The following is a 19373-nucleotide window of genomic DNA, read 5'->3' as shown; positions in this document are numbered from 1 at the left end:
CCTATTGGCGGACCACAAGTACATCCTGCCTGATCCAGCCCAATACAATCCGGGCATTGCTGCCAACACTGGTTTGCAGGGTACCGGTTTTTCCGATCGCACCGAGCACAACCAGATCCGCTTCAGATTCCGCAATCCTGTTCCTGAGTATTTCAGCCAGTTCACCTTGCTCTGTTGTCGAGGTCAAGCGTTCAAATGTCTCGTTACTGATCGTGGTCTGAGCCAGGAAGCGCTCCATGGACTTTCCTGTTTCCCTGACGGCGTCCTTTTCCCCGGACCCGGATTTCAGCCAGCCGGAATAAGGAGGGCGATAGGCATGAACAAGATGCAGCGCAGAATCCGGAAATAGCCGCGCGGCGCAGTTGAGGGCCTTGAGCGAGCAATCCGAGAAATCTGTCGCGATCAATATATTGGCATAGGGCCGGAGTGGCCTGCGCTTGACGAGCAGTACGGGCATGGGTGCACTGCGCAGCAAATGATCCACAGGCGTGCCAAGAAAAATATCCCGGAGTCCGTCATAATGCGCAACGCCGGTAACGATTAGCCTGCACTTTTCCTGCTTTGCCACTTTCAGGATTTCGTCACAGATGTCACCCATCTGGACACTGATCCGGACATCCACGCCGGTTTCCGGAAGTTCGGCCCGGATCCGGCTGGAAATGTCCCTGGGAACCAGTCCCTTCTTTTCGGAATCTTTCGGTTCGATGACATGAACAATATGAAGCGGGCAATTCCAATGGCTCGCCAAAAGAAGTGCCCGGTCCAGCGGACGGTCGCATCTTGCGGTCAAATCAGTAGCCAGAAGGACGGGTTGATGCTGCATTCTGTCCTCCTGGATTACCGAGTCTTTTGCCATTGGCTCTCTGATCGCCAGCAAGAGCTACAGACCGCCATCCTTTCGTCACGCGGGGGAATCGGGGCGTTTGGGGGGTGAAAGGACGGCGGCCTGCGCACCTGCTCAACCCGCCATTCAGGCAGTGTTGATAGGGATCTTGCGTTCCTTCTGAATCGCTTCGGCACTTTTCGGAATGTGCACTGTCAGCAAGCCATCCCTGGCGTCGGCGCTGATTTTCTTGTGATCGACGCCGTTTGGCAATTTGATTGCCCGTTCAAAACTGCCATAATGCCGCTCGGAAAACATGAAGCTTTCGCCTTCTTCTTCGTGGCTTTCGGATTTCTCGCCTTTCAGCCGCAACACCCCGTCGCTGAGCTTGATCTCAATATCATCGCTGCTCATGCCCGGAACCTCGGCTACCAGTTCATATTCGTCCTTCTTGTCGCGCAGTTCGACAGCTGGATCTGCACTATCGTACAATTTCTGCATCATCCGGGAGCCGAAAGCATTGCCGGGAATGTCATCAAACATCCGGTCAAACTCTTCGCGCATTCGGGAAAATGGTTGCCAGACATTTCCGGTCGCCGAGACGGGTATATCGAGCCGGCTGGCGGATCCGGCTGCAGCCGGCAGTTTGGATTTTTTCTTTGCCATTTTGCTTTCCTCATTCATATCGAATCTTCTTGCCCCTGTGTCGGCAATATTACCCCCGCCCGCCGCACAAAATCCGCTCTGTTCCCTAAGGGAAACTACGTATTTCCGGTTTTCCCATCGGCGCCTCTTGTGGAATTGCAGGGCCGGGTTTTGGACTTCTGCCGATTTGCGATATGTTTGCCGGGCTTCGGGAGAGACTCTGACATGAAGGAAAGCGCGGTACTCGAGAAAACCGGCATCACGGCCGACAGGCAATCCTATCTCGAAGCCGTGCTTGCAACATTACCCGAATGTGTCGCGGTCATCGATCGGGATCACTGTCTGATAGATCTGAATCAGGCGGGCCTGGATCTGATCGGTGTCAGCCGTTTCGAAGACTTGCCTGAGGGAGCGCCCTTGTGCCTGATTCACGAACAATATCACGAGGAATATCTGAAAGATCTGGACCAGGTTTTTCGATGTAACAAACAGACAAATTTCCGGCCGATTCACTTTGAAATGACCTCCCTGAACGGTTCTGTCCATTTGATGGAGTGCCGGTTGGCCCCGTTGTTTGACAGGAACGGCGATACCGAAGCGGTTGTCAGCACCTGCCGCGACATCACGGATTGGCGGGCGGCGCTGGACAGGTCCGAGCGATCCGGTTCCATTGTGCAATCTATCCTGGATACGGTGCCCGATGCGATGGTGGTCGCCGACGAGCAAGGTTTGATAACGTCATTCAGCAAGGCGGCGCAAACGTTGTTCGGATATGCCGAACAAGAGGTTGTCGGTCAAAACGTCCGGATCCTTATGCCGGAATATCATGCTGCAAACCATGACCGGTTCATGCAGCGGTATCTGGAAACCGGGACCAAGCGGATCATTGGAAAAGGGCGAGAGGTCGAGGGACTCAAAAAGGACGGTACCGTCTTTCCGATGCGCCTTGACGTCGGCGAGGCCATTGCCGGAGATGATCGGCTGTTTACCGGCTTCATTGTCGACCTGACTGACAAAAAAGCGACGGAAGGAGAGCTTCAGGCGCTCCAGGCCGAACTGCTGCACGCGTCCCGATTGAGCGCCGTAGGCACATTGGCGTCGGCGCTGGCGCACGAAATCAATCAGCCGCTCACCGCCATTGCCAACTATCTTTCCGCAGCCAGAGACCTGGTTGACGAAGGCGATCATATCAACAGGGAATTTCTGGGTGAAGCCTTGCAGGAGAGCGTCTCGGAAAGTCTCCGCGCCGGAAAAATCATCCGTCGGTTGCGCGAATTTGTTTCGAAGGGCGAGATGAAGCGGCAGCAATTGTCGATAGCGCAGCTGGTCGAAGATGCGACCACGCTGGGGCTGGTCGGAGCTTATGACAAGGGCGTGGAAAGTACCGTCCGGATTGCGCCCGATACCAACCATGTTTTTGTCGACCGGGTCCAGATCCAGCAGGTCATGGTCAATCTGATGCGCAATGCGATCGAAGCGATGGCTGACAGCTCGGTCAAAAAACTGACGATCACCGTCAATTCGATCCCCGAGAATGCGGTACAGATCAGCGTCTCTGATACGGGGAGCGGAATTGATCCCGAAGTTGGCGAAAGGATTTTCGATCCTTTTGCCAGTACGAAAAGAGGTGGAATGGGACTGGGCCTTTCCATCTGTCGCACAATTATCGAGGCCCATGAAGGAAAAATCACCGTTGAACCCAATCCTGAGGGCGGAACGATTTTTCGGGTTACCCTGCCCAAAACCGAGGAGGAACTGGATGATGAATGATCGCCTGGTCTATGTTGTCGATGATGATGATGCGGTACGCCGGTCTGCCGCCTTCATGCTGCGCCATGCCGGTTTCAAGGTCCGTCCCGTAGAGTCGGGTGTCGCTTTTCTCAAGATCGCAAAAAACGCCGAGCGCGGCTGCGTGCTGCTGGATATTCGGATGCCGGAAATGAATGGACTCGAAGTCCAGCAGGCAATGGTCAAACAGGGCATTGACATGCCGGTTGTGATCCTGACCGGTCACGGAGATGTCGAGATAGCTGTTCAGGCCATGCGTGCCGGAGCGATAAATTTCCTCGAAAAACCCTATGAGAAAGAAGCCTTGCTGGCGGCCATGGAAGAAGCTTTCCAGCGTCTGGAGAACAGAGATCTGAAGGAAATCGCTGCCTCGGAAGCCAAAGTGCGGCTGGCTTGCCTCACCGGGCGTGAACGGGACGTGCTCGATGGGCTGATGACCGGATATCCCAACAAGACCATCGCCTATGATCTGGGAATATCTCCCCGTACGGTGGAAATCTACCGCGCGAACATGATGGAAAAACTGCGCGTCCGCAGTCTCGCCGAAGCCTTGCGCCTGGGGTTCGCGGCGGAAGAAGCCGAGGCTGCCAGACCGCGTCCTGTAGCGGGCTGAACTCAGGATTCCGATGACTGCAGCCAATTTTTCAGACGGTCCCGGCGGTTTGCCGGGCCCGCTGTTTTTTCCTGCCGGTCGTGGTCAGGGTCGAGCGCCGCTCTGCGACCAAAGCGCCAGAGCGCCGAGTGCCAGTCCGGCGCTGGCGGCACCAAGGACGCTGGCAAAAGGATGGCGTCTCACTTCGTCAGCTGCGCGATTTTTGCCGCGTTCGCCAGCTTCCCGCAGCGTTTCGCCTTTTTCCTTCATCTTTTCGCTGGCAAATTCCGAAAATTGTTTCACCCGTTCACCGGCATCCTCGACAAGTTCATCGCCGAGTTTCGCGACGTCATCCTGAAGTTGCTCAAAATCGCGGCGGAGGGCCGCGATCTGGCTTTCATAGTCATGCTCTTGCAGTGGGCGAGCAATCGTTGCTTCCTTGTTCATGGGGGACTCCTTGGTTGATGTTGCGGCAGAACTAGGATGACAGGTCTTGTCCGTCATTACGTAAATCCCACGAGGCCGGATCAGGTTTCTGATGCTGTTTCCTGTTCAAGCTCGGCCATCAACCGGATGATTTCACTGTCCGCGGTCTGTCTGAAATCGCGGTAGAAATTCCCCACAGCACCGAAATTTGCGGGGGACACCAGGCAGATCATGTCATCACACAATACCGCCAGTTCGTTGAGCGTTGACGGCGGCGCCACCGGGACAGCCATGGTGATATGGCGGGGGCCTTGCTTGCGCACGCACTCCAGTGCCGCCCGCATCGTTCCACCCGTCGCAATCCCGTCATCGACCACGATGATGTTTCTGTCCGTCAGTCCAAGTGGCTTTCGCTCACCCAGATAAATGAGACGCCGGCGTTTGATTTCCTTCAGCTGTCGGCGCATTTCGGCCCGGATATAATTGGGGTTTGGCGCGAGTTCGCGGACAATGCCCTCGTTGAGAACCAGATGCGGGCCGTCCCCGTCGATCACCGCGCCAAGCCCATATTCCTGCCATCCTTCTGCTCCGATTTTCCGGACCATCAGCAGATCGAGAGGGGCATGGAGGGCCTTCGCCACTTCATAGGCCACCGGAACACCCCCGCGCGGCAGGGCAAGAATGACGGGTTCGCCGGAGTTTTTACCGACAAATCGCGCAGCCAGCTTTCTTCCGGCATCGCGTCGGCTGGAAAAGGGAGCAGGTCCCTTCACGTCAGGAACTTTCTTCCGGCCGTTTTATTCGCGGTTCAAGGTCAGCAATGACCTGGCGGGCATCAAAGCTCCGTTCGGCGTCATCGTCGATCGGATAATCGTGCATGACGATGACAGCGTCGGCTTCGAACCGTTCGACTGTCCGGACATCGATATCGTCGTACCAGAACGGATCGCCTCCATAGGGATGCCAGATGGTCCAGCGACCACCGCGATAGTAGCGCCAGTGTGGCCGCCAGTAGCCATAGCCATACCAGGGCCGATACCGTGGCCGCCGGTCCACATAGGTGCGACGATCTCGTTCGGTGGTATGATCGACCATCCGGAACCAGTCCTTGTCATTTTGCAAGGTCAGTTCTGCCGCCCGGTACAGCAAATAGCCCTCGACCGTCTCACGCGAGGTCAGAAAATTTCCCGAAAAATGGACGCGATAGCTATCGTCCGCGATCCTGGTATCCGAATAGCCGCCGGAAACACGCTGGCCGGCAATCTCCGGTTGATAAGGTGTCGCGGTGGCACAGCCGAATAACAGCAGGGTCAGCATCAATGCTGCGATGCCTGACGGCATGTCCTTTGATGGCGTTTTCCATGCCATGTCGTGTCTCCGAATTGTCGAACAGATCAACCTCGCAATGTTCATTGTCCGGACGCTGCTGTCTCTACGTAATTGTTCGGATTGGTTCTTCGCCGGATGTGCTTCAGGGTTCCGGTCCCATATAATGGTCGAGGCAGAAATGACGGAGTTACCGCGAAAATATCACGCGATGGTTATCGATGGTCCGGGAAAACCGCTGCGAGCGACAGAGCGTCCAATAGCAAATCACGGTCCCCGGGAAATTCTGCTGGAAGTCCTGGCCTGCGGCGTGTGCCGGACCGATTTGCATATCCTCGACGGCGAGATTCCTGTGGCAAGATATCCGGTTGTGCCCGGCCACGAAATTGTCGGCCGGGTCCTGGCCTGCGGCGATGAGGTGCAAGGTATCGCTGTTGGCGACAGGATTGGCGTCCCCTGGTTGGGCCACACCTGCGGGCATTGCTCCTATTGTCAGCTGGGTGCGGAAAATCTTTGTGACGAACCGGTCTTTACCGGCTGTACGCGCGATGGCGGATATGCCAGCCATGTCATCGCCGACGCACAATTTTGTTTTCCTTTACCGGCGCGTTTTTCCGATGTTGAGGCTGCACCGCTGTTGTGCGCCGGACTGATCGGCTGGCGGGCCTTGCGCATGGCTGGCGACAGCAGGAAGATCGGTTTTTACGGCTTTGGGGCGGCGGCGCATCTCCTGGCGCAAATTTCTGTCTGGCAAGACCGGAAAGTTTATGCCTTCACAAAAGCCGGGGATGAGAATGGGCAGTCCTTTGCCAGAACACTGGGCTGTGTCTGGACCGGAGGTTCCGATTGCAAGCCGCCCGAGATCCTGGATGCCGCGATTATCTTTGCACCAGTAGGGGGTCTCGTACCCGCGGCGCTGAAGGCCGTGCGAAAAGGCGGTCTGGTCATTTGCGCCGGCATACACATGAGCGATATCCCTGCTTTTCCCTACGAAGACCTGTGGGGCGAGCGAACGCTCATGTCGGTTGCCAATCTGACACGGGAAGATGGAACGACATTTCTCGCTGCCGCCGACAGATCAGGAATTGTTCCTGCGACTACGACATTCCCTCTCTCGCAAGCAAATGACGCGTTGCTGGCGGTGCGCGAGGGCCGATTGAACGGAGCGGCCGTTCTGGTGCCCTGATATCGGGATATCCGTATAAATACCTATCGCTGAACGCAGCGGCAATAATCTAGCTTCAACCATCACTGCTTGCTCCAGAATCCGCGTGTTCGACACGTGGCCAGGGCAAGCCAACAGGCCGGGCCTGTTCATGCTGGATGGAGACACACATGCTGGTGCGAAAAGGCACGAAAATCATCGCCGTGGACGGTGGGAAGCTCTCGGTTTTTCGCAATGTCGGGGAAGCATTTGATCCTGTACTTGAGTTGATCGAGGAAGAACGAAACCCGGTTCCGCGGACATCCGAACTGGGGGATGACAAGCCCGGGCGAAGTTTCAAGAGCAGGAGCCCGCGACGCGGCGCCCATGAACAGACCGATTTGCATCAGAAGGAAGAGGACAGGTTCGCCGTGCAAGCCGCGGACCGGATCAAGGCCATGCTCGGAGAGCAGGATGACGGTGTCATTCTGGTCTCCGCACCCCGCATGCTGGGAATGGTGCGGAAAAACCTGCCACCGGACACCCTGTCGCAGCTGTTGGCCGAGATCCCGAAAACCTTTGGTTCAGGCGATGCTGAACCGCTGGCGCGATTGCTGAAACAGCACCAGAGCTGATGCGCCGGGCCGCCTCTGTTCGCGCCGATCCGCCGGAGGATCTGTATTCCATTCGCGGACTGACCAAGGTCTATGGGGAAGGGCCGACCGCAGTTCACGCCCTGCGCGGCATTGATCTCGACCTTCCCCGGTCCGCGATGGTGGTGCTGCTGGGCGCCAGCGGTTCGGGAAAGTCGACCTTTCTCAATATTGTCGGCGGCCTGGATGATGCGACCGACGGGCAGGTCTGGTTCGAAGGGCAGGAGCTAACCGCCCTCGGACCAGCCGAGCTGACCGAGTATCGCCGCAATTCGGTGAGTTTTGTGTTCCAGTTCTACAATCTTGTCGCCTCGCTCACTGCCCGGGAAAATGTCGCACTGATAACCGAGATCGCCGAAGACCCCATGACACCGGAGGATGCACTGTCGCTGGTCGGGCTGGAAAACCGGATTGATCATTTTCCGTCCCAGCTCTCGGGCGGGGAACAGCAGCGGGTCGCGATAGCCCGGGCGATTGCCAAGCGGCCCAAGGTGATGTTCTGCGACGAGCCAACCGGCGCCCTGGACAGCCAGACCGGTGTGATCGTGCTCGATGCGCTGGACCAGGTGAACCGGGAACTCGGCACCACCACCTTGTTGATCACCCATAATGTGGTCATCGCCGAAATGGCCGACCGGCTGTTGCGCTTTGCCGATGGTGCACTGGTGGAAGACCGCGACAATGCCGACCGGAAATCACCATCGGAACTGCAGTGGTGAGCCTGCCGCAATGGATGGGGGCGCTCGATCGCAAATTGTTGCGGGATATCTGGCGCCTGCGATCACAGGCCCTGGCCATCGCCCTTGTGATCGCTGCGGGAATCGGAATGGTGGTGATGTCCTTCGGCATGATGCGCTCGCTCGAGGCCACTCGCGATGCTTATTATGACCGTTACCGGTTCGCCGATATCTTCGCTTCTGCGAAACGGTTTCCCGAAAGCCTGATCGGCGATGTTCGGGCAATCGATGGCGTCAGCATTGTAGAAGGCCGGCTGACAACGGCTGCCACGCTCGATGTTCCGGGCATGGCCGAACCGGTCACCGCGATTATCCATTCACTCCCTGCCACCGGAATGCCGCGCGTCAATGCACTGGTGCTGCGCAGCGGACGGATGCCCGATCCCCGCCAGCCTGACGAAGTGCTGGCCAGTGAAAAATTTGCTGATGCCGCCCGTATCGCTCCGGGCGATATGATTGAAGCGCTGGTCTATGGCAAGAAGCAAAATTTGCGTGTGGTGGGGACGGTATTGTCTCCCGAATATGTCTACGCCATCGGGCCGGGGCAGATTTTCCCGGACAACAGACGGTTCGGCATATTGTGGATGGGCGAGGAACATCTGGCCGCCGCACTCAACTCGACCAACGCCTATAACGAAGCGCTGATCCGCCTTGAACGGGGGGCTGCCGAGCAGGATGTAATCGACCGGGTCGATGTCCTGCTCGAACGTTATGGCGGGCGTGGCGCGATCCCGCGGAGAGACCAGATTTCCGACCGGTTTCTGGCAAATGAGATGGTCCAGCTGAATAGCATGACTGCGATCCTGCCACCGATTTTCCTGGGTGTTGCTGCTTTTCTGATTAACATGGTGCTGTCGCGCCTGGTTGAATCCGAGCGAGAGATTATCGGGCTTTTGACAGCTTTTGGCTATCGCAGCAGAACGATCATGGCCCATTATGCAAAGCTGGCGCTGGTCCTTTCGCTGCCCGGACTGGTGATGGGAATGATGCTCGGCAACTGGATGGGGCGCGGGCTGGCCGGCATGTTCCAGAAATATTACGTGTTTCCCTTCCTGAACTATCGTGCGGGATTTGACGTGTATTTTGTCTCCTGCCTCGTCGCGATACTGGTCGTACTGATCGGTGCGGCACAAACCGTCCGGAAGATTGGCAAGCTGACAGCGGCCGAAGCCATGCGTCCACCGGTTCCGCCAAATTATTCCGGTGGATTTGCCCGGCTGATCGGGAAGATCAAAAGACTGGACGAACCGACCCGCATCATTTTGCGCGGTCTGGTCCGGCGTCCGGTCCGTACGCTGCTGGGGGCATTTGGTGTCGCCGCGGCATTGGGTCTCTACGTCACATCGGCCGGTTCAATGGACAATGTGGACCTGATGACGGACATGCTGTTCAACCAGGCCAATCGGGCGGATGTCAACGTGACCTTTGCCGAACCGCGAGACGAGCGCGTCCTGTTTGAGCTTGCCCGACTGCCTGGCGTGATGCGTGTCGAACCCGTGCGATCGGTATCCGCGACTTTTCGTGCCGGCCACCGGTCGCGGACGGAAAGCCTGACGGGAATCGAGCCGGCCGGGGATCTCAACCGGCTGATCGACATGGACGATGGCCTGACCCAGCCACCGGTTCGCGGCCTGATGCTGTCGAGCATATTGTCCGGCCAGCTTGGGGTGGAGATTGGCGACAAGGTCCAGGTCGAAATCACCGACGGACGCAGGCCGCATTTGACGATGCCGGTTGCCGATATCCTGAAAAGTCCGGTTGCCAATCCGGCTATTGTGAAATTTGACCAGCTCGGGCCGATCATGCGTGAAACGCCTCTGGCTTCGGGCGCCTATCTCAGCATCGATCCGAACCATGCGGAAACCATCTACCGGCAACTCAAGGACATGCCGATCATCGCAGGGTTTTCGCGTCGCGCCGCTGCCCTGACCGGAATCGAGGAAACCATCGGCGAGACAATGGGGGTTGTCAGTCTGTTCAACACCGGTTTTGCCGCGCTGATCGTCTTCGGTGTGGTGTACAACAATGCGCGTATCAGCCTGGCCGAACGCGCCCGCGATCTGGTGTCTCTCCGCGTGCTTGGTTACCGGCGTCCGGAAGTGTCCTATATCCTGCTCGGCGAACTGGCCCTGATCGTGATCGCGGGACTGCCGCTGGGTATCGTTTTCGGATATTATCTGTCCAGATATCTGACGGCCTCGATGAGCGGGGACCTGTTCATTCTCCCCTTTGCGCTGTCCGCCGAAACCGTGGCTGTAGCCGTTCTGGTCGTCCTCGTAACCGCTGCCATTTCCGCACTGTTCGTCCGCAGCCGGCTGGACAGGCTGGATCTGGTCACTGTGCTCAAGACAAGGGAGTGAGCCGATGATTGGCAAACATTTTTCCCGACCGGGACCCAGGGTGATGATCGCCCTGATCGCCATTGTACTCCTGATTGCGGTCTTTTTCGCTGTTCGTGCTCCGGCGATCGATGTCGATACGGCCGAGGCGGTCCGGGCCCCGCTGCTGGTGACGGTTGATGATGAAGGGGAGACCCGGGTGCGGGACATGTATGTGGTCGCTGCCCCAATCAGCGGAGAATTGCAGCGGGTCCGGCTGGAAGCCGGAGACCCGGTCATCGCGGGGCAAACGATCGTCGCGCGCATCAAGCCCGCCCGCCCCGATTTTCTGGACCCGCGCAGCGAGAGCGAAGTGCGCGCCCAAATCGGTGCTGCGCAGGGCGGCATCCGGTCGGCTTCGGCCCGGATCAGTCAGGCCCGGGCGGACCGGAAACTGGCGGCTGCCGATTTTGAACGGATCGACGCGCTGTATGAACGGGGATTTGCCACCCGGACTGCGCACGATGCGGCCCGAGCGGCAAGGGACAACAGCATCGCGAGGCAGGCGGAGGCCAATGCTGCGCTTGCCACCGCACAATCCGAACTGGCGGCAGCGAGAGCAAGACTCATAACCCCTTCCGGGTCCAACACCGGCGGCGGGGCGCTGGACGTCCGCTCACCGGAAAACGGAGCCGTACTGCGGGTGGTTCAGGAGAGCGAAGCGACGATCACTGTCGGTACCCCCATTATTGAACTCGGCAATCCCGCAGATATCGAAATCGTCACTGACCTGCTGTCCAGTGATGCCGTCCGGGTCAGGTCAGGCAGCGAAGTCCTCATCGACAATTGGGGCGGAGACAAGCCGCTGAAGGGAAAAGTCCGGCTTGTCGAACCGTTCGGTTTCACCAAGATATCGGCGCTGGGTGTTGAGGAGCAGCGGGTGAATGTCATCATCGATTTTGTCGACCCGCAAAAGGCGCGCCAGCGGCTGGGTCATGGCTATCGCGTGATCGTGCAGATTGTGGATTGGTCCGGTGACGATGTTCTGCAGGTTCCGATCAGCGCCCTGTTTCGCGACAAGGGACAATGGTCGGTATTCGCCAATCGCAATGGCAAGGCACAACTGCTCGCGGTCAAGGTGGGCAGGATGAACAACGAGCACGCACAGATCCTGGACGGGCTGGACGCTGGAACAGATGTTATCCTTCATCCCAGCGAGAAAATTGACGACGGCCGGTCGGTCAGGCTGCGGGACTGACTTTCGTCAGATCGAATTCCAGTTGAATCAACGTGGTATCACCCGGACAGCTTCTGGCCGAAAAACCCATTTCCTTTTCCAGTTCAATGGCATCATGATTTTCGCGATCTTCAACCGACTTGAGCATCCGGATTCCGCTCCGCCGGGCTTCGTCGATAACATATTCCAGGAAGGTCCAGCTCATGCCGCGATGCTTGTAGTCCTTGCGCACGACAATCGCGACTTCCGCTTCCGACCTGTCTTCGTTCGCCCCGGTCATCGCGCTGGCGATGATCGTCTTGTCGTCAATATCGAGGGCGACGTAATCCTCCTTGTGATCGTGGTCGACACTGACCAGCAGGTCGAGCATGGAGTCGCCGACTTCCGGTATCGGGGACAGGAAGCGGAAGCGCAGGTCATCGCGCGAAACATGCGTGAAAAATTCCCGCAGTGCCTGGCGATCAGAGGGTTTGACGGGACGGACGTGAAATTCAAATCCCGATCGCGCCTTGAGCGGAACACCGGTGCTGACGATCAGGTCATGCGCTTCTTCATGCAGCGGTTCGGCGAGTTTCTCGCCGGGCGGTTTCTGTCTGGTGTCGCTCATTTCCGGGGGATCCTTCTGACTCGATTTCAGAGGCAGAAGAGATGGAACTGCGGTGTCAGTGGCGCAATCCGTAATGGTCCTTATCGCTCCACCACGGCAGAGTCGATTTCGAGCTCGGCCCAGATCGGCAAATGGTCTGACGCCTTGCGCGCTGACGGGCTGTCGAGGACTCCGGAACGGGTAACGCGAATGCTGCGACAGTGCATGATGCGGTCGAGTTCGGCAATGAGCCCCCGTGAGTGGAAACTCCGTCCGCACGGGGCAAACTGATAGCTGCGGCCAAAATCTTTCAGGCAGCCGCCGGACCGGCGCCACTCGTTGAGATCACCCATCAGGACAGTCGGCACATCCTGACCATGTTCCCTCGCAAGTTTCTCGATCGCCGAGGCCTGCCGCCGGCGCCAGAGACCGGATATGTCGAGATGCATGCCCCAGATGGCCAGTGTCATCCCGCCGGTTTCAATCCGCGCCATGATTGCCCCGCGCGGTTCCAGACACGGGATATGGACGATATCATGCGTGATGATCCGGGCCGACTTGCGAACGAGCAGGGCATTGCCATGCCATCCCATCGAGTCGGTCTGTACGTCGAGCGGAACTGCCTGATAGTCGCTGTTCATCTCGAGCAACAGAGGCGGGATGGCGGCGGCCCGTCCACCAAACCGCCTGTCTGCTTCCTGCAAGGCGATGATATCGGCATCCATCTCATTGAGAACATCAATTGTCCTGTCCGGATTTCTCCGGCGATCAGTGCCGATGCATTTGCGGATATTATAGCTTGCGACTTTCAGCATTGTCCTTGAGCCCTATTGATTTCCTGCAAGCCGGGCAAGCCACATGCCTTGCGTCTCGCGCCCTTTTCGACGTTCTGCCACTGTCTCCGGATGGTCTGACTTACGTAATCTCCCGGATATGGTAGTCGGGCTGCATTCTCTAAGTTTTCTCCGGAAATATCGAACGGGGTTCGGCTGGTGGGCAAAGACGTGATTTCGGAACCGGGAACGATGTCATCCGCCTGGGACAGTGCCGGCAAAATCCTCTCTGTTGCCTCTATCGAAAAAGCATTCGGCCGACGACAGGTCTTGCATGGTGTTTCACTCGACGCAGACCGCGGGGAAACGGTGGGCTTGCTGGGACCCGATGGGGCCGGAAAGACGGTCACATTCTTTTCCATTCTCGGACTGGTGAAAATCAATGCGGGCAAGGTGCTGCTCGGCGGTGAGGATGTATCGCGCATGCCACTTGATCGCCGGGCGCGTCGCGGACTGGGTTATCTTCCGCAAGAGGCGTCGATCTTCAGCACAATGACTGTTGAAGAGAATATCCTCACCGTGCTCGAGCTTTTCGAACCCGACAGGGATGTCCGGATGCAAAAGCTGGATGAATTGCTTGAGGATTTTCACATTACCTATGTCCGCCGGGTGCAGGGCAGGTCCCTGTCCGGTGGGGAACGGCGGCGCTGCGAAATTGCCCGGGCCATGGCGGCCAATCCGGCGATCATGCTGCTCGACGAGCCTTTCGCCGGAATCGATCCGCTTTCGGTACGGGATATCAAAGTCATGATCCGGAAGCTGAAAGAGCGGAATGTCGGCGTTCTGATTACCGACCAGAACGTTCTGGAGCTGGTTGATCTGCTCGACCGGGTATTCGTCATCCACGAAGGGCACATCATTTTCGAGGGTGCGCCGGACGCCATGCTGGAAGATCATGTCGTTCGAGACGTTTATCTCGGGGAGGAATTCGAGCATCTGGATAGCCGCGGTTCGCCGCCGGTACGTAATACCCACTATGTAAAATCCACGAGTGGGCGCCGCCGCTGATTGTCGATATCTCCGGTCTTTGCTGCGGAGTGGAAACGGGATGTTCTGGAACATGTTCGCCCGGGCTCTGGCTGCGCGGGCCCCCTGATCACAGATTGCTGGAGGAACTTGTCATGACCGTAAAGCACGGGATTTTCTGGAAATTCATAATGTTGGCGGTTTTCATAATTGTCGTTTTGTTTGCAGCCGGCAAGCTGTCCTCGCAGATTGTTGCAGAAAGCGGTGACCTGGTCTCTGCCGGATCGGAGACAGCAGAGATGGCGTTTTTCTCCGGGGACCGGGTCAATCTGAGCGTTACGTCTACCGACGACATATTTGCAGCAGGCGAAACCATCATGTCGGATAGCGTTTCTGCCGATCATCTGGTCATGGCTGGCGGAACCATCACCGTCAAAAATGCGAATATCGAGGATCTTGTCATCGCCGGAGGCGAATTGCGTCTGGCGAGCGGGAAGCTGAACGATGACCTGCTTGCGGCCGGCGGCGATGTCCGGATTCAGTCCGGTTTCGATATTGGCGGATCGGCTATTGTGTCCGGCAGTGACGTGCGCATCGAAGCTCCGGTCAGGGCTGAGCTCAGGGCTGCCGCCGGGAAGCTGTATCTCAATTCGGCCGTCGGCGGGGATGCCAAACTGATGGGAGACACCATCGAACTGGGCCCAAAGGCCCGTATCTCCGGTGATCTGCAATACCGGACAGACAGCATGACGATTTCACCCAGCGCCGTTATTTCCGGAACGCAATCCGTGCTGCCCCCGCAAGAACATGAAGAGTTCGAGCGATGGGGCAAAGGGGGTGCCGCGCTGGCCGCAATCTTCTCCACGGCATTCATTTTTGGCGTCGCCCTGCTGGTTGTCGTCGTCGCCATCACCTTGCCCGGCCTGATGTCCGGTGCGGCCAGATCCATCAAGGAGCAGCCGCTGCGAACATTTGGCATCGGCTTCTTGCTGGCGATATTGGCTCCATTTGCGCTGGCCATGCTGTTTGCAACGGTCATAGGCATTCCCCTGGCCCTGCTCATTGCGGCGATTTATCTGGCCGCCACACCTCTGGCCATTGCTGCGACGGTCTATTTCGCCGGAATGCAGGGACGCCGGATGGTCGGCAAGAAAACGAATGATCAGGCCCCGGGTATCCGGGATCGCCTGATCTGGCCGCTGGCGGCGGTTGTGGTGATCGTGCTGCTCGGCATGCTCCCCTATATTGGCGGCGTCATCTGGCTGTTGGCCCTCATACTCGGGCTGGGTGCAATCCTGCCGCGAGGTGGTCAGGCATTGGCAAGAAACGCATCGTAGGAGTTTGCTGCGTCAATGTTTCGGACAGGAGCATTGGAGCTGCGATTATCCTTCATCCCCTGATCTGTTTGAATACCCGAGGATCGACACTTGCCGCCGACAGCATACCGCCAATCAGGGCTCCCGGAAGGCCCGGACTCGTCACATCCTGACCGGCCAGGTGAAGGCCCTGAACCGGCGTCTTCGCGCGAAGGGCATCGCAAACAACACGCTGGGGTGTCACATCGAGGCCATAGAAAGCGCCCTTGCCATGGCCGGTGAATGTGACAGTGGACAGCGGCGTCGCCAGTTCACGATATACAACCAGCTTGGCGAGATCAGGGAAGTAGCGTTTGAACTGGGCCATCAGCGTTTCTTCAACCCTGCGTTTGAAATCCGCATAATCTTTGCCACGGCTGCCGAGAGGCTTGTCCGCCCATTGTTCGACGGCAGTCCAGTCGGCCCAGGCCAGAAACTGCCCCATATGCTTTTGTTGCGGCCCGGGATCGTGCTCGGGATTTTTGAGCGAGCCAAATGATGCGGTCATATGCGGAGGCACACCGTCCGGAGCCGTCTCCCAGACAACATCCACTTCTCCGGTCGGGTAAATCCAGTGGTTCGCTTTCGTCGCGCCAGCGGCTTCAATATCCCCTTCAAACCCTAGAAAGAGGGTATAGTGCGCGATGCTGGAGGGCAGGTCGCGAATTTCTGCTTTCCAGTCTTCGGGCCCGCATTCCTCAGGCAAAAGCGTATCAATGGTTTCCCGCGCCCCGATATTGGAAATGACAATATCTGCCCGAATTTCCTCGCCATCACCGGTCCGCACACCGACAACGCGATCGTCCTCGATCATCAGGCTATCAACATGCACGCCGGCCCGGGTTTCGCCGCCATGTTTGGAAATGGTCGGAATGATATGTTCCGCAAAGGCCGCGCTGCCACCGACAGGATACCAGGATCCGCTGGTCAGGTAGGATGCGGAAATCAGGGCATGCATCGCGAAACTGGCCTTGCTCGGGCGTCCGCCATGATCGCCCCATTGCGCCGCCATGGCTGCGGCCAGTTCCGGATTGTCCGTGAGGCTGTCGATCACGTCCTTGGTCGTCCGGCCGCACCATTTCGCGATGGCTTTGCGGTTCCACCAGTCGAGCATGTCGCCCGCGAATTCCGGCATCGCGCGTGTGGGGAAGATTTTGTAAATCGCCTCGCGGCCTTCTCGCAACGCCCGGGTCCAGCCCTCAATGGCCTCCGCCTCTTCGGGAAAGCGGTCTTTCAGGTCTCGTTCCTGCGCTTCATAAGGCCGCGAGAGCGCGAGCGGCTCGGCTGATCCAATATGGAGATGGTCATAAACCGATCCCAGCGATACGAAATCGATTGGCGTATCGGATATCCAATCGAGCAGCTCCCGCATGGGGTCTCCCGGTGCCACCAAACTCAAGTAATGGATGCCGACATCCCAGGTGAACCCGTTGCGGGAGAAACTGTGCGTCAAACCGCCAAGCGTATGATGCTGCTCGAGCAACAGTACCCGGTGTCCAAGCCTGGACAGCGAGGCAGCGGCGGCCATGCCGCCAATTCCGGAACCTATCACAATGACGTCCCACTTTTCCGTTTCTGCATTTGTCATCATTTCTTCCTCCGCGATTTTCAACAAGTTATGAGCTCCGGGATATCGCCCCTTGTGCATCAGAATCTTGCGATGCTGCTTTGGCCGGAACATGCGTAATGCGATCAGTTTCGATGATGCGGAACTCCCTGATCTTTCAAAAAATCAGGATTCGAATCCTCTGGCGCCTGGAGAAAGCCAAGAATGTTCCGGACGACCCATTCCGGGTTCACCAGAAAAATGTAATGGTCGGTATTCGGTGCAATTTCTGCTTTGATCCCGGGTGCTTGCCGGTGCAGTCGGCGAACGGCACGATTGGCTGGGTAAGTCCTGTCATTCTCTCCAACCAGAAAGAGCATTGGTACCCGCAATTCTCTCCAGTTTGTATCGGTCAGTCGCGTTGGAGAGACGAACTTTCTTCGCTTGAAGCATCGCCGCGCCAGCAGGTCTTCATCCACCATCTCGTCAAGCCGCAAGCGGGTCCGCTCATTCTTCACCGCATCGGGCCCATACCAATAGAAGAAATTTTTGGCGACGAACCGGAACGGCAGAAAATGATAGAGAATGGCCCTTGTCAGGATCACGGGGCCTGGCGAAAGCACCGTGGCAGACGGTGCCAGCAGGACCAATTTTGCAACCCGGGAGGGATGGGCCAGCGAATAGAGGGCGGCCTGCCAGCCGCCATATGAATACCCAACCAGATGGATCCGGTCCAAATCGAGCAAATCAAAGAGTTCGTCGAGCCAAACAACGAAATCCTTCGGGCGAGTCATCTGTTTCGAGTAGATGCTCCGCCCATTGTCGTAGACGTGATCGATGGCAATAGTTCTGAAGCTCTGTGAAAGCGCTTCAATCACCGGCAGCCATGAGAGCGAAGTTTCCGTATCGCCAGGCAAGAGCACCAAAGGTGCGCCGTCGCATGGTCCCTGGATACGGACGAAGGTCCGGCCGAAGGAAGTGTCAACCAGCCGCGTTTCTGATGGCGCTGGCCATTGCTGGGCCAGATGGTCATAGCAGCGGAGATATTCTCGCTTCGCCTCCGGGGATCGAAAGGGGTGATGGGCTTTGGTTGGGACCGCAGGGCTCTTGTCCTTGATATTCATTGTTCAAGTTGCTCTCCACAGGCGCAGAAATTTCCAGCGCCGTGCAGTTGAACCCGCGTTTCTCTTTGGAAAATATCCGTAATGTTCCTGATTTATCAACTGAGGAACATGTTCGAAATTCCGTCGGCCTGGAGAATCGGAGGAGACATCATGACATGGACACGGCGCGAGTTCCTGGCGGCAAGCGGGGTGATGTCGACCTATCCTTTGCTTGGTGGTTGCGGCGATAGTGGCATGACCAGATATGAGGAAGCCGTTGCAGCGCTAAGGGAGGAACTGCCAGCCGAGCCAGCGCTCAGGGATTTCGTGAGATATGCGACACTGGCTCCCAATTCGCATAATACGCAGCCGTGGGAATTCCGGCTGGGTGCCGACAGGGTTGAAATTCTGCCCGATCTTGCCCGTAACTGCCCGGTGGTCGATCCGGATGATCATCATGTATTTGTCTCGCTGGGCTGTGCTGCCGAAAATTTGCTTGTCGCAGCCAATGCACGAAACCGGGCCGGTGAAGCTGTCGTAAACCTTGATGGCACAAGTGCAACCGCCAGGATAACACTGGGTAACGGAGCAGGGATCGATCGCGAGCTCTGCGACGCGATCCCACGGCGTCAATCCACACGTTCCGAATATGATGGCCAGCCTGTCTCGCGGGAGGAACTGGCAGCGCTGGAAAGTGCCGCTACGATGCCCGGCGTCAACACGTTTTTCATCACTGATCGCGGGAAAATGGACGGTGTGCTGGATTATGTCATCGAAGGCAATAGTGCGCAGATTGATGATCCGGCTTTTGTGGAGGAACTGAAAAACTGGATCAGGTTCAATCCAGAAGCGGCTGTTGAGACCAATGACGGCCTGTTTGCCGCCTGTTCAGGTAATCCTACATTACCCACCTGGCTGGGCCGTTTCATGTTTGATCGCTTTTTCACCAGGGATGCCGAGAATGACAAATATGCGAAGCAGGTCCGCTCTTCTGCCGGCATCGTCATATTTGTCGCGGAGAAGGAGGACCAGGAGGGCTGGATCAATGTCGGACGCAGCTTCCAGCGCTTTGCATTGCAGGCGACTGCGCTCGAGATCCGCCATGCCCACCTCAACATGCCCATCGAGGTTGCGCATATCCGCCCCGAATTTGCCCGCTGGATGGGAATTCCCGGTCGCCGGCCAGATTTGATCATTCGTTTTGGAAAAGCTCCGCCCCTGCCCATGTCATTGCGACGACCGGTCAAAGAAGTGATTGCACCAATAGAAGATGTGATCACAGCCTGAACCAGATG

Annotated in this window: 19 protein-coding genes; 10 read left to right on the top strand and 9 right to left on the bottom strand. The window is 57.5% G+C overall.

From position 1 onward, the window contains the following. Position 1: 1 nt before the first annotated feature. A complete protein-coding gene (locus tag BUQ90_RS03700) occupies positions 2–823 on the bottom strand; it encodes a universal stress protein (protein ID WP_074203766.1) in 822 nt (273 codons plus the stop codon). Positions 824–970: 147 nt separating this feature from the next. Beyond that, a complete protein-coding gene (locus tag BUQ90_RS03695; RefSeq protein ID WP_074204855.1) occupies positions 971–1489 on the bottom strand; it encodes an Hsp20/alpha crystallin family protein in 519 nt (172 codons plus the stop codon). Positions 1490–1693: 204 nt separating this feature from the next. Here BUQ90_RS03695 and BUQ90_RS03690 point away from each other — a divergent pair, with 204 nt between their 5' ends. Then, complete coding sequence (locus BUQ90_RS03690) at positions 1694–3238, top strand: PAS domain-containing sensor histidine kinase (RefSeq protein WP_074203765.1); 1545 nt, start codon at positions 1694–1696, stop codon at positions 3236–3238. Beyond that, positions 3228–3869: a response regulator transcription factor gene (locus tag BUQ90_RS03685; RefSeq protein WP_074203764.1), complete on the top strand. Its 642-nt coding sequence runs from the start codon at positions 3228–3230 to the stop codon at positions 3867–3869. Before BUQ90_RS03690 ends, BUQ90_RS03685 begins: the two co-directional genes overlap by 11 nt. 84 nt (positions 3870–3953) lie before the next feature. Here BUQ90_RS03685 and BUQ90_RS03680 read toward each other — a convergent pair whose 3' ends face one another. From BUQ90_RS03680 to BUQ90_RS03670, 3 genes are all read right to left on the bottom strand, one after another. Continuing rightward, the gene (locus BUQ90_RS03680) at positions 3954–4295 is read right to left on the bottom strand and encodes a hypothetical protein (protein ID WP_074203763.1); all 342 of its coding nucleotides are present in this window, start codon (positions 4293–4295) and stop codon (positions 3954–3956) included. Between the two features lie 80 nt (positions 4296–4375). Further along, positions 4376–5047: a phosphoribosyltransferase gene (locus BUQ90_RS03675; RefSeq protein WP_074203762.1), complete on the bottom strand. Its 672-nt coding sequence runs from the start codon at positions 5045–5047 to the stop codon at positions 4376–4378. A gap of 1 nt (position 5048) precedes the next feature. Then, on the bottom strand, positions 5049–5642 hold the full coding sequence (locus tag BUQ90_RS03670; protein ID WP_074203761.1) for a CC0125/CC1285 family lipoprotein: 594 nt from the start codon (positions 5640–5642) through the stop codon (positions 5049–5051). Between the two features lie 124 nt (positions 5643–5766). On the opposite strand from BUQ90_RS03670, the gene BUQ90_RS03665 reads away from it, so the two are divergent. The 5 genes from BUQ90_RS03665 (at position 5767) to BUQ90_RS03645 (ending at position 11710) form a co-directional block, all read left to right on the top strand. Then, complete coding sequence (locus BUQ90_RS03665) at positions 5767–6786, top strand: zinc-dependent alcohol dehydrogenase family protein (RefSeq protein ID WP_239447347.1); 1020 nt, start codon at positions 5767–5769, stop codon at positions 6784–6786. A 149-nt stretch (positions 6787–6935) separates the two neighbouring features. Next, positions 6936–7379, top strand: coding sequence for a host attachment protein (locus tag BUQ90_RS03660; RefSeq protein ID WP_074203760.1), 444 nt, complete (start codon positions 6936–6938; stop codon positions 7377–7379). After that, a complete protein-coding gene (locus BUQ90_RS03655) occupies positions 7379–8116 on the top strand; it encodes an ABC transporter ATP-binding protein (RefSeq protein WP_074203759.1) in 738 nt (245 codons plus the stop codon). Before BUQ90_RS03660 ends, BUQ90_RS03655 begins: the two co-directional genes overlap by 1 nt. Further along, on the top strand, positions 8113–10494 hold the full coding sequence (locus tag BUQ90_RS03650) for an ABC transporter permease (RefSeq protein ID WP_084192459.1): 2382 nt from the start codon (positions 8113–8115) through the stop codon (positions 10492–10494). The genes BUQ90_RS03655 and BUQ90_RS03650 overlap by 4 nt, the downstream gene beginning before the upstream one ends. 4 nt (positions 10495–10498) lie before the next feature. After that, positions 10499–11710 carry an efflux RND transporter periplasmic adaptor subunit gene (locus BUQ90_RS03645; protein WP_074203758.1) on the top strand — a complete coding sequence of 404 codons (1212 nt, stop codon included), beginning with the start codon at positions 10499–10501 and terminating at the stop codon, positions 11708–11710. Here BUQ90_RS03645 and BUQ90_RS03640 read toward each other — a convergent pair. Both BUQ90_RS03640 and BUQ90_RS03635 read right to left on the bottom strand, forming a co-directional pair. After that, positions 11694–12296 carry a GNAT family N-acetyltransferase gene (locus BUQ90_RS03640; RefSeq protein WP_084192458.1) on the bottom strand — a complete coding sequence of 201 codons (603 nt, stop codon included), beginning with the start codon at positions 12294–12296 and terminating at the stop codon, positions 11694–11696. The two genes, BUQ90_RS03645 and BUQ90_RS03640, sit on opposite strands and share 17 nt — an antisense overlap. 80 nt (positions 12297–12376) lie before the next feature. After that, a complete protein-coding gene (locus BUQ90_RS03635; protein WP_074203757.1) occupies positions 12377–13090 on the bottom strand; it encodes an endonuclease/exonuclease/phosphatase family protein in 714 nt (237 codons plus the stop codon). Positions 13091–13267: 177 nt separating this feature from the next. Between BUQ90_RS03635 and lptB the strand changes: the two genes are divergently transcribed. Both lptB and BUQ90_RS03625 read left to right on the top strand, forming a co-directional pair. Beyond that, positions 13268–14116, top strand: coding sequence for an LPS export ABC transporter ATP-binding protein (gene lptB / locus BUQ90_RS03630; RefSeq protein WP_074203756.1), 849 nt, complete (start codon positions 13268–13270; stop codon positions 14114–14116). Between the two features lie 149 nt (positions 14117–14265). Continuing rightward, entirely contained in the window at positions 14266–15411 is a 1146-nt protein-coding gene (locus BUQ90_RS03625) for a DUF8173 domain-containing protein (protein ID WP_143182709.1), read from the top strand. A 52-nt stretch (positions 15412–15463) separates the two neighbouring features. On the opposite strand, the gene BUQ90_RS03620 is transcribed toward BUQ90_RS03625, so the two are convergent. Next, on the bottom strand, positions 15464–17017 hold the full coding sequence (locus BUQ90_RS03620) for a phytoene desaturase family protein (RefSeq protein ID WP_074204851.1): 1554 nt from the start codon (positions 17015–17017) through the stop codon (positions 15464–15466). Between the two features lie 104 nt (positions 17018–17121). Continuing rightward, a complete protein-coding gene (locus BUQ90_RS03615; protein WP_074203754.1) occupies positions 17122–18099 on the bottom strand; it encodes an alpha/beta fold hydrolase in 978 nt (325 codons plus the stop codon). 150 nt (positions 18100–18249) lie between these two features. On the opposite strand from BUQ90_RS03615, the gene BUQ90_RS03610 reads away from it, so the two are divergent. Then, positions 18250–19365 (top strand): Acg family FMN-binding oxidoreductase, encoded by a 1116-nt coding sequence (locus tag BUQ90_RS03610; protein ID WP_074204850.1) that lies wholly within the window; start codon positions 18250–18252, stop codon positions 19363–19365. The last annotated feature ends 8 nt before the right edge of the window (positions 19366–19373 follow it).

This window comes from Parasphingorhabdus marina DSM 22363 (assembly GCF_900128895.1).
Lineage (GTDB): Bacteria > Pseudomonadota > Alphaproteobacteria > Sphingomonadales > Sphingomonadaceae > Parasphingorhabdus > Parasphingorhabdus marina.
Note: the sequence above shows the minus strand (reverse complement) of the source record. Positions and strands in the feature narration are given on the sequence as shown.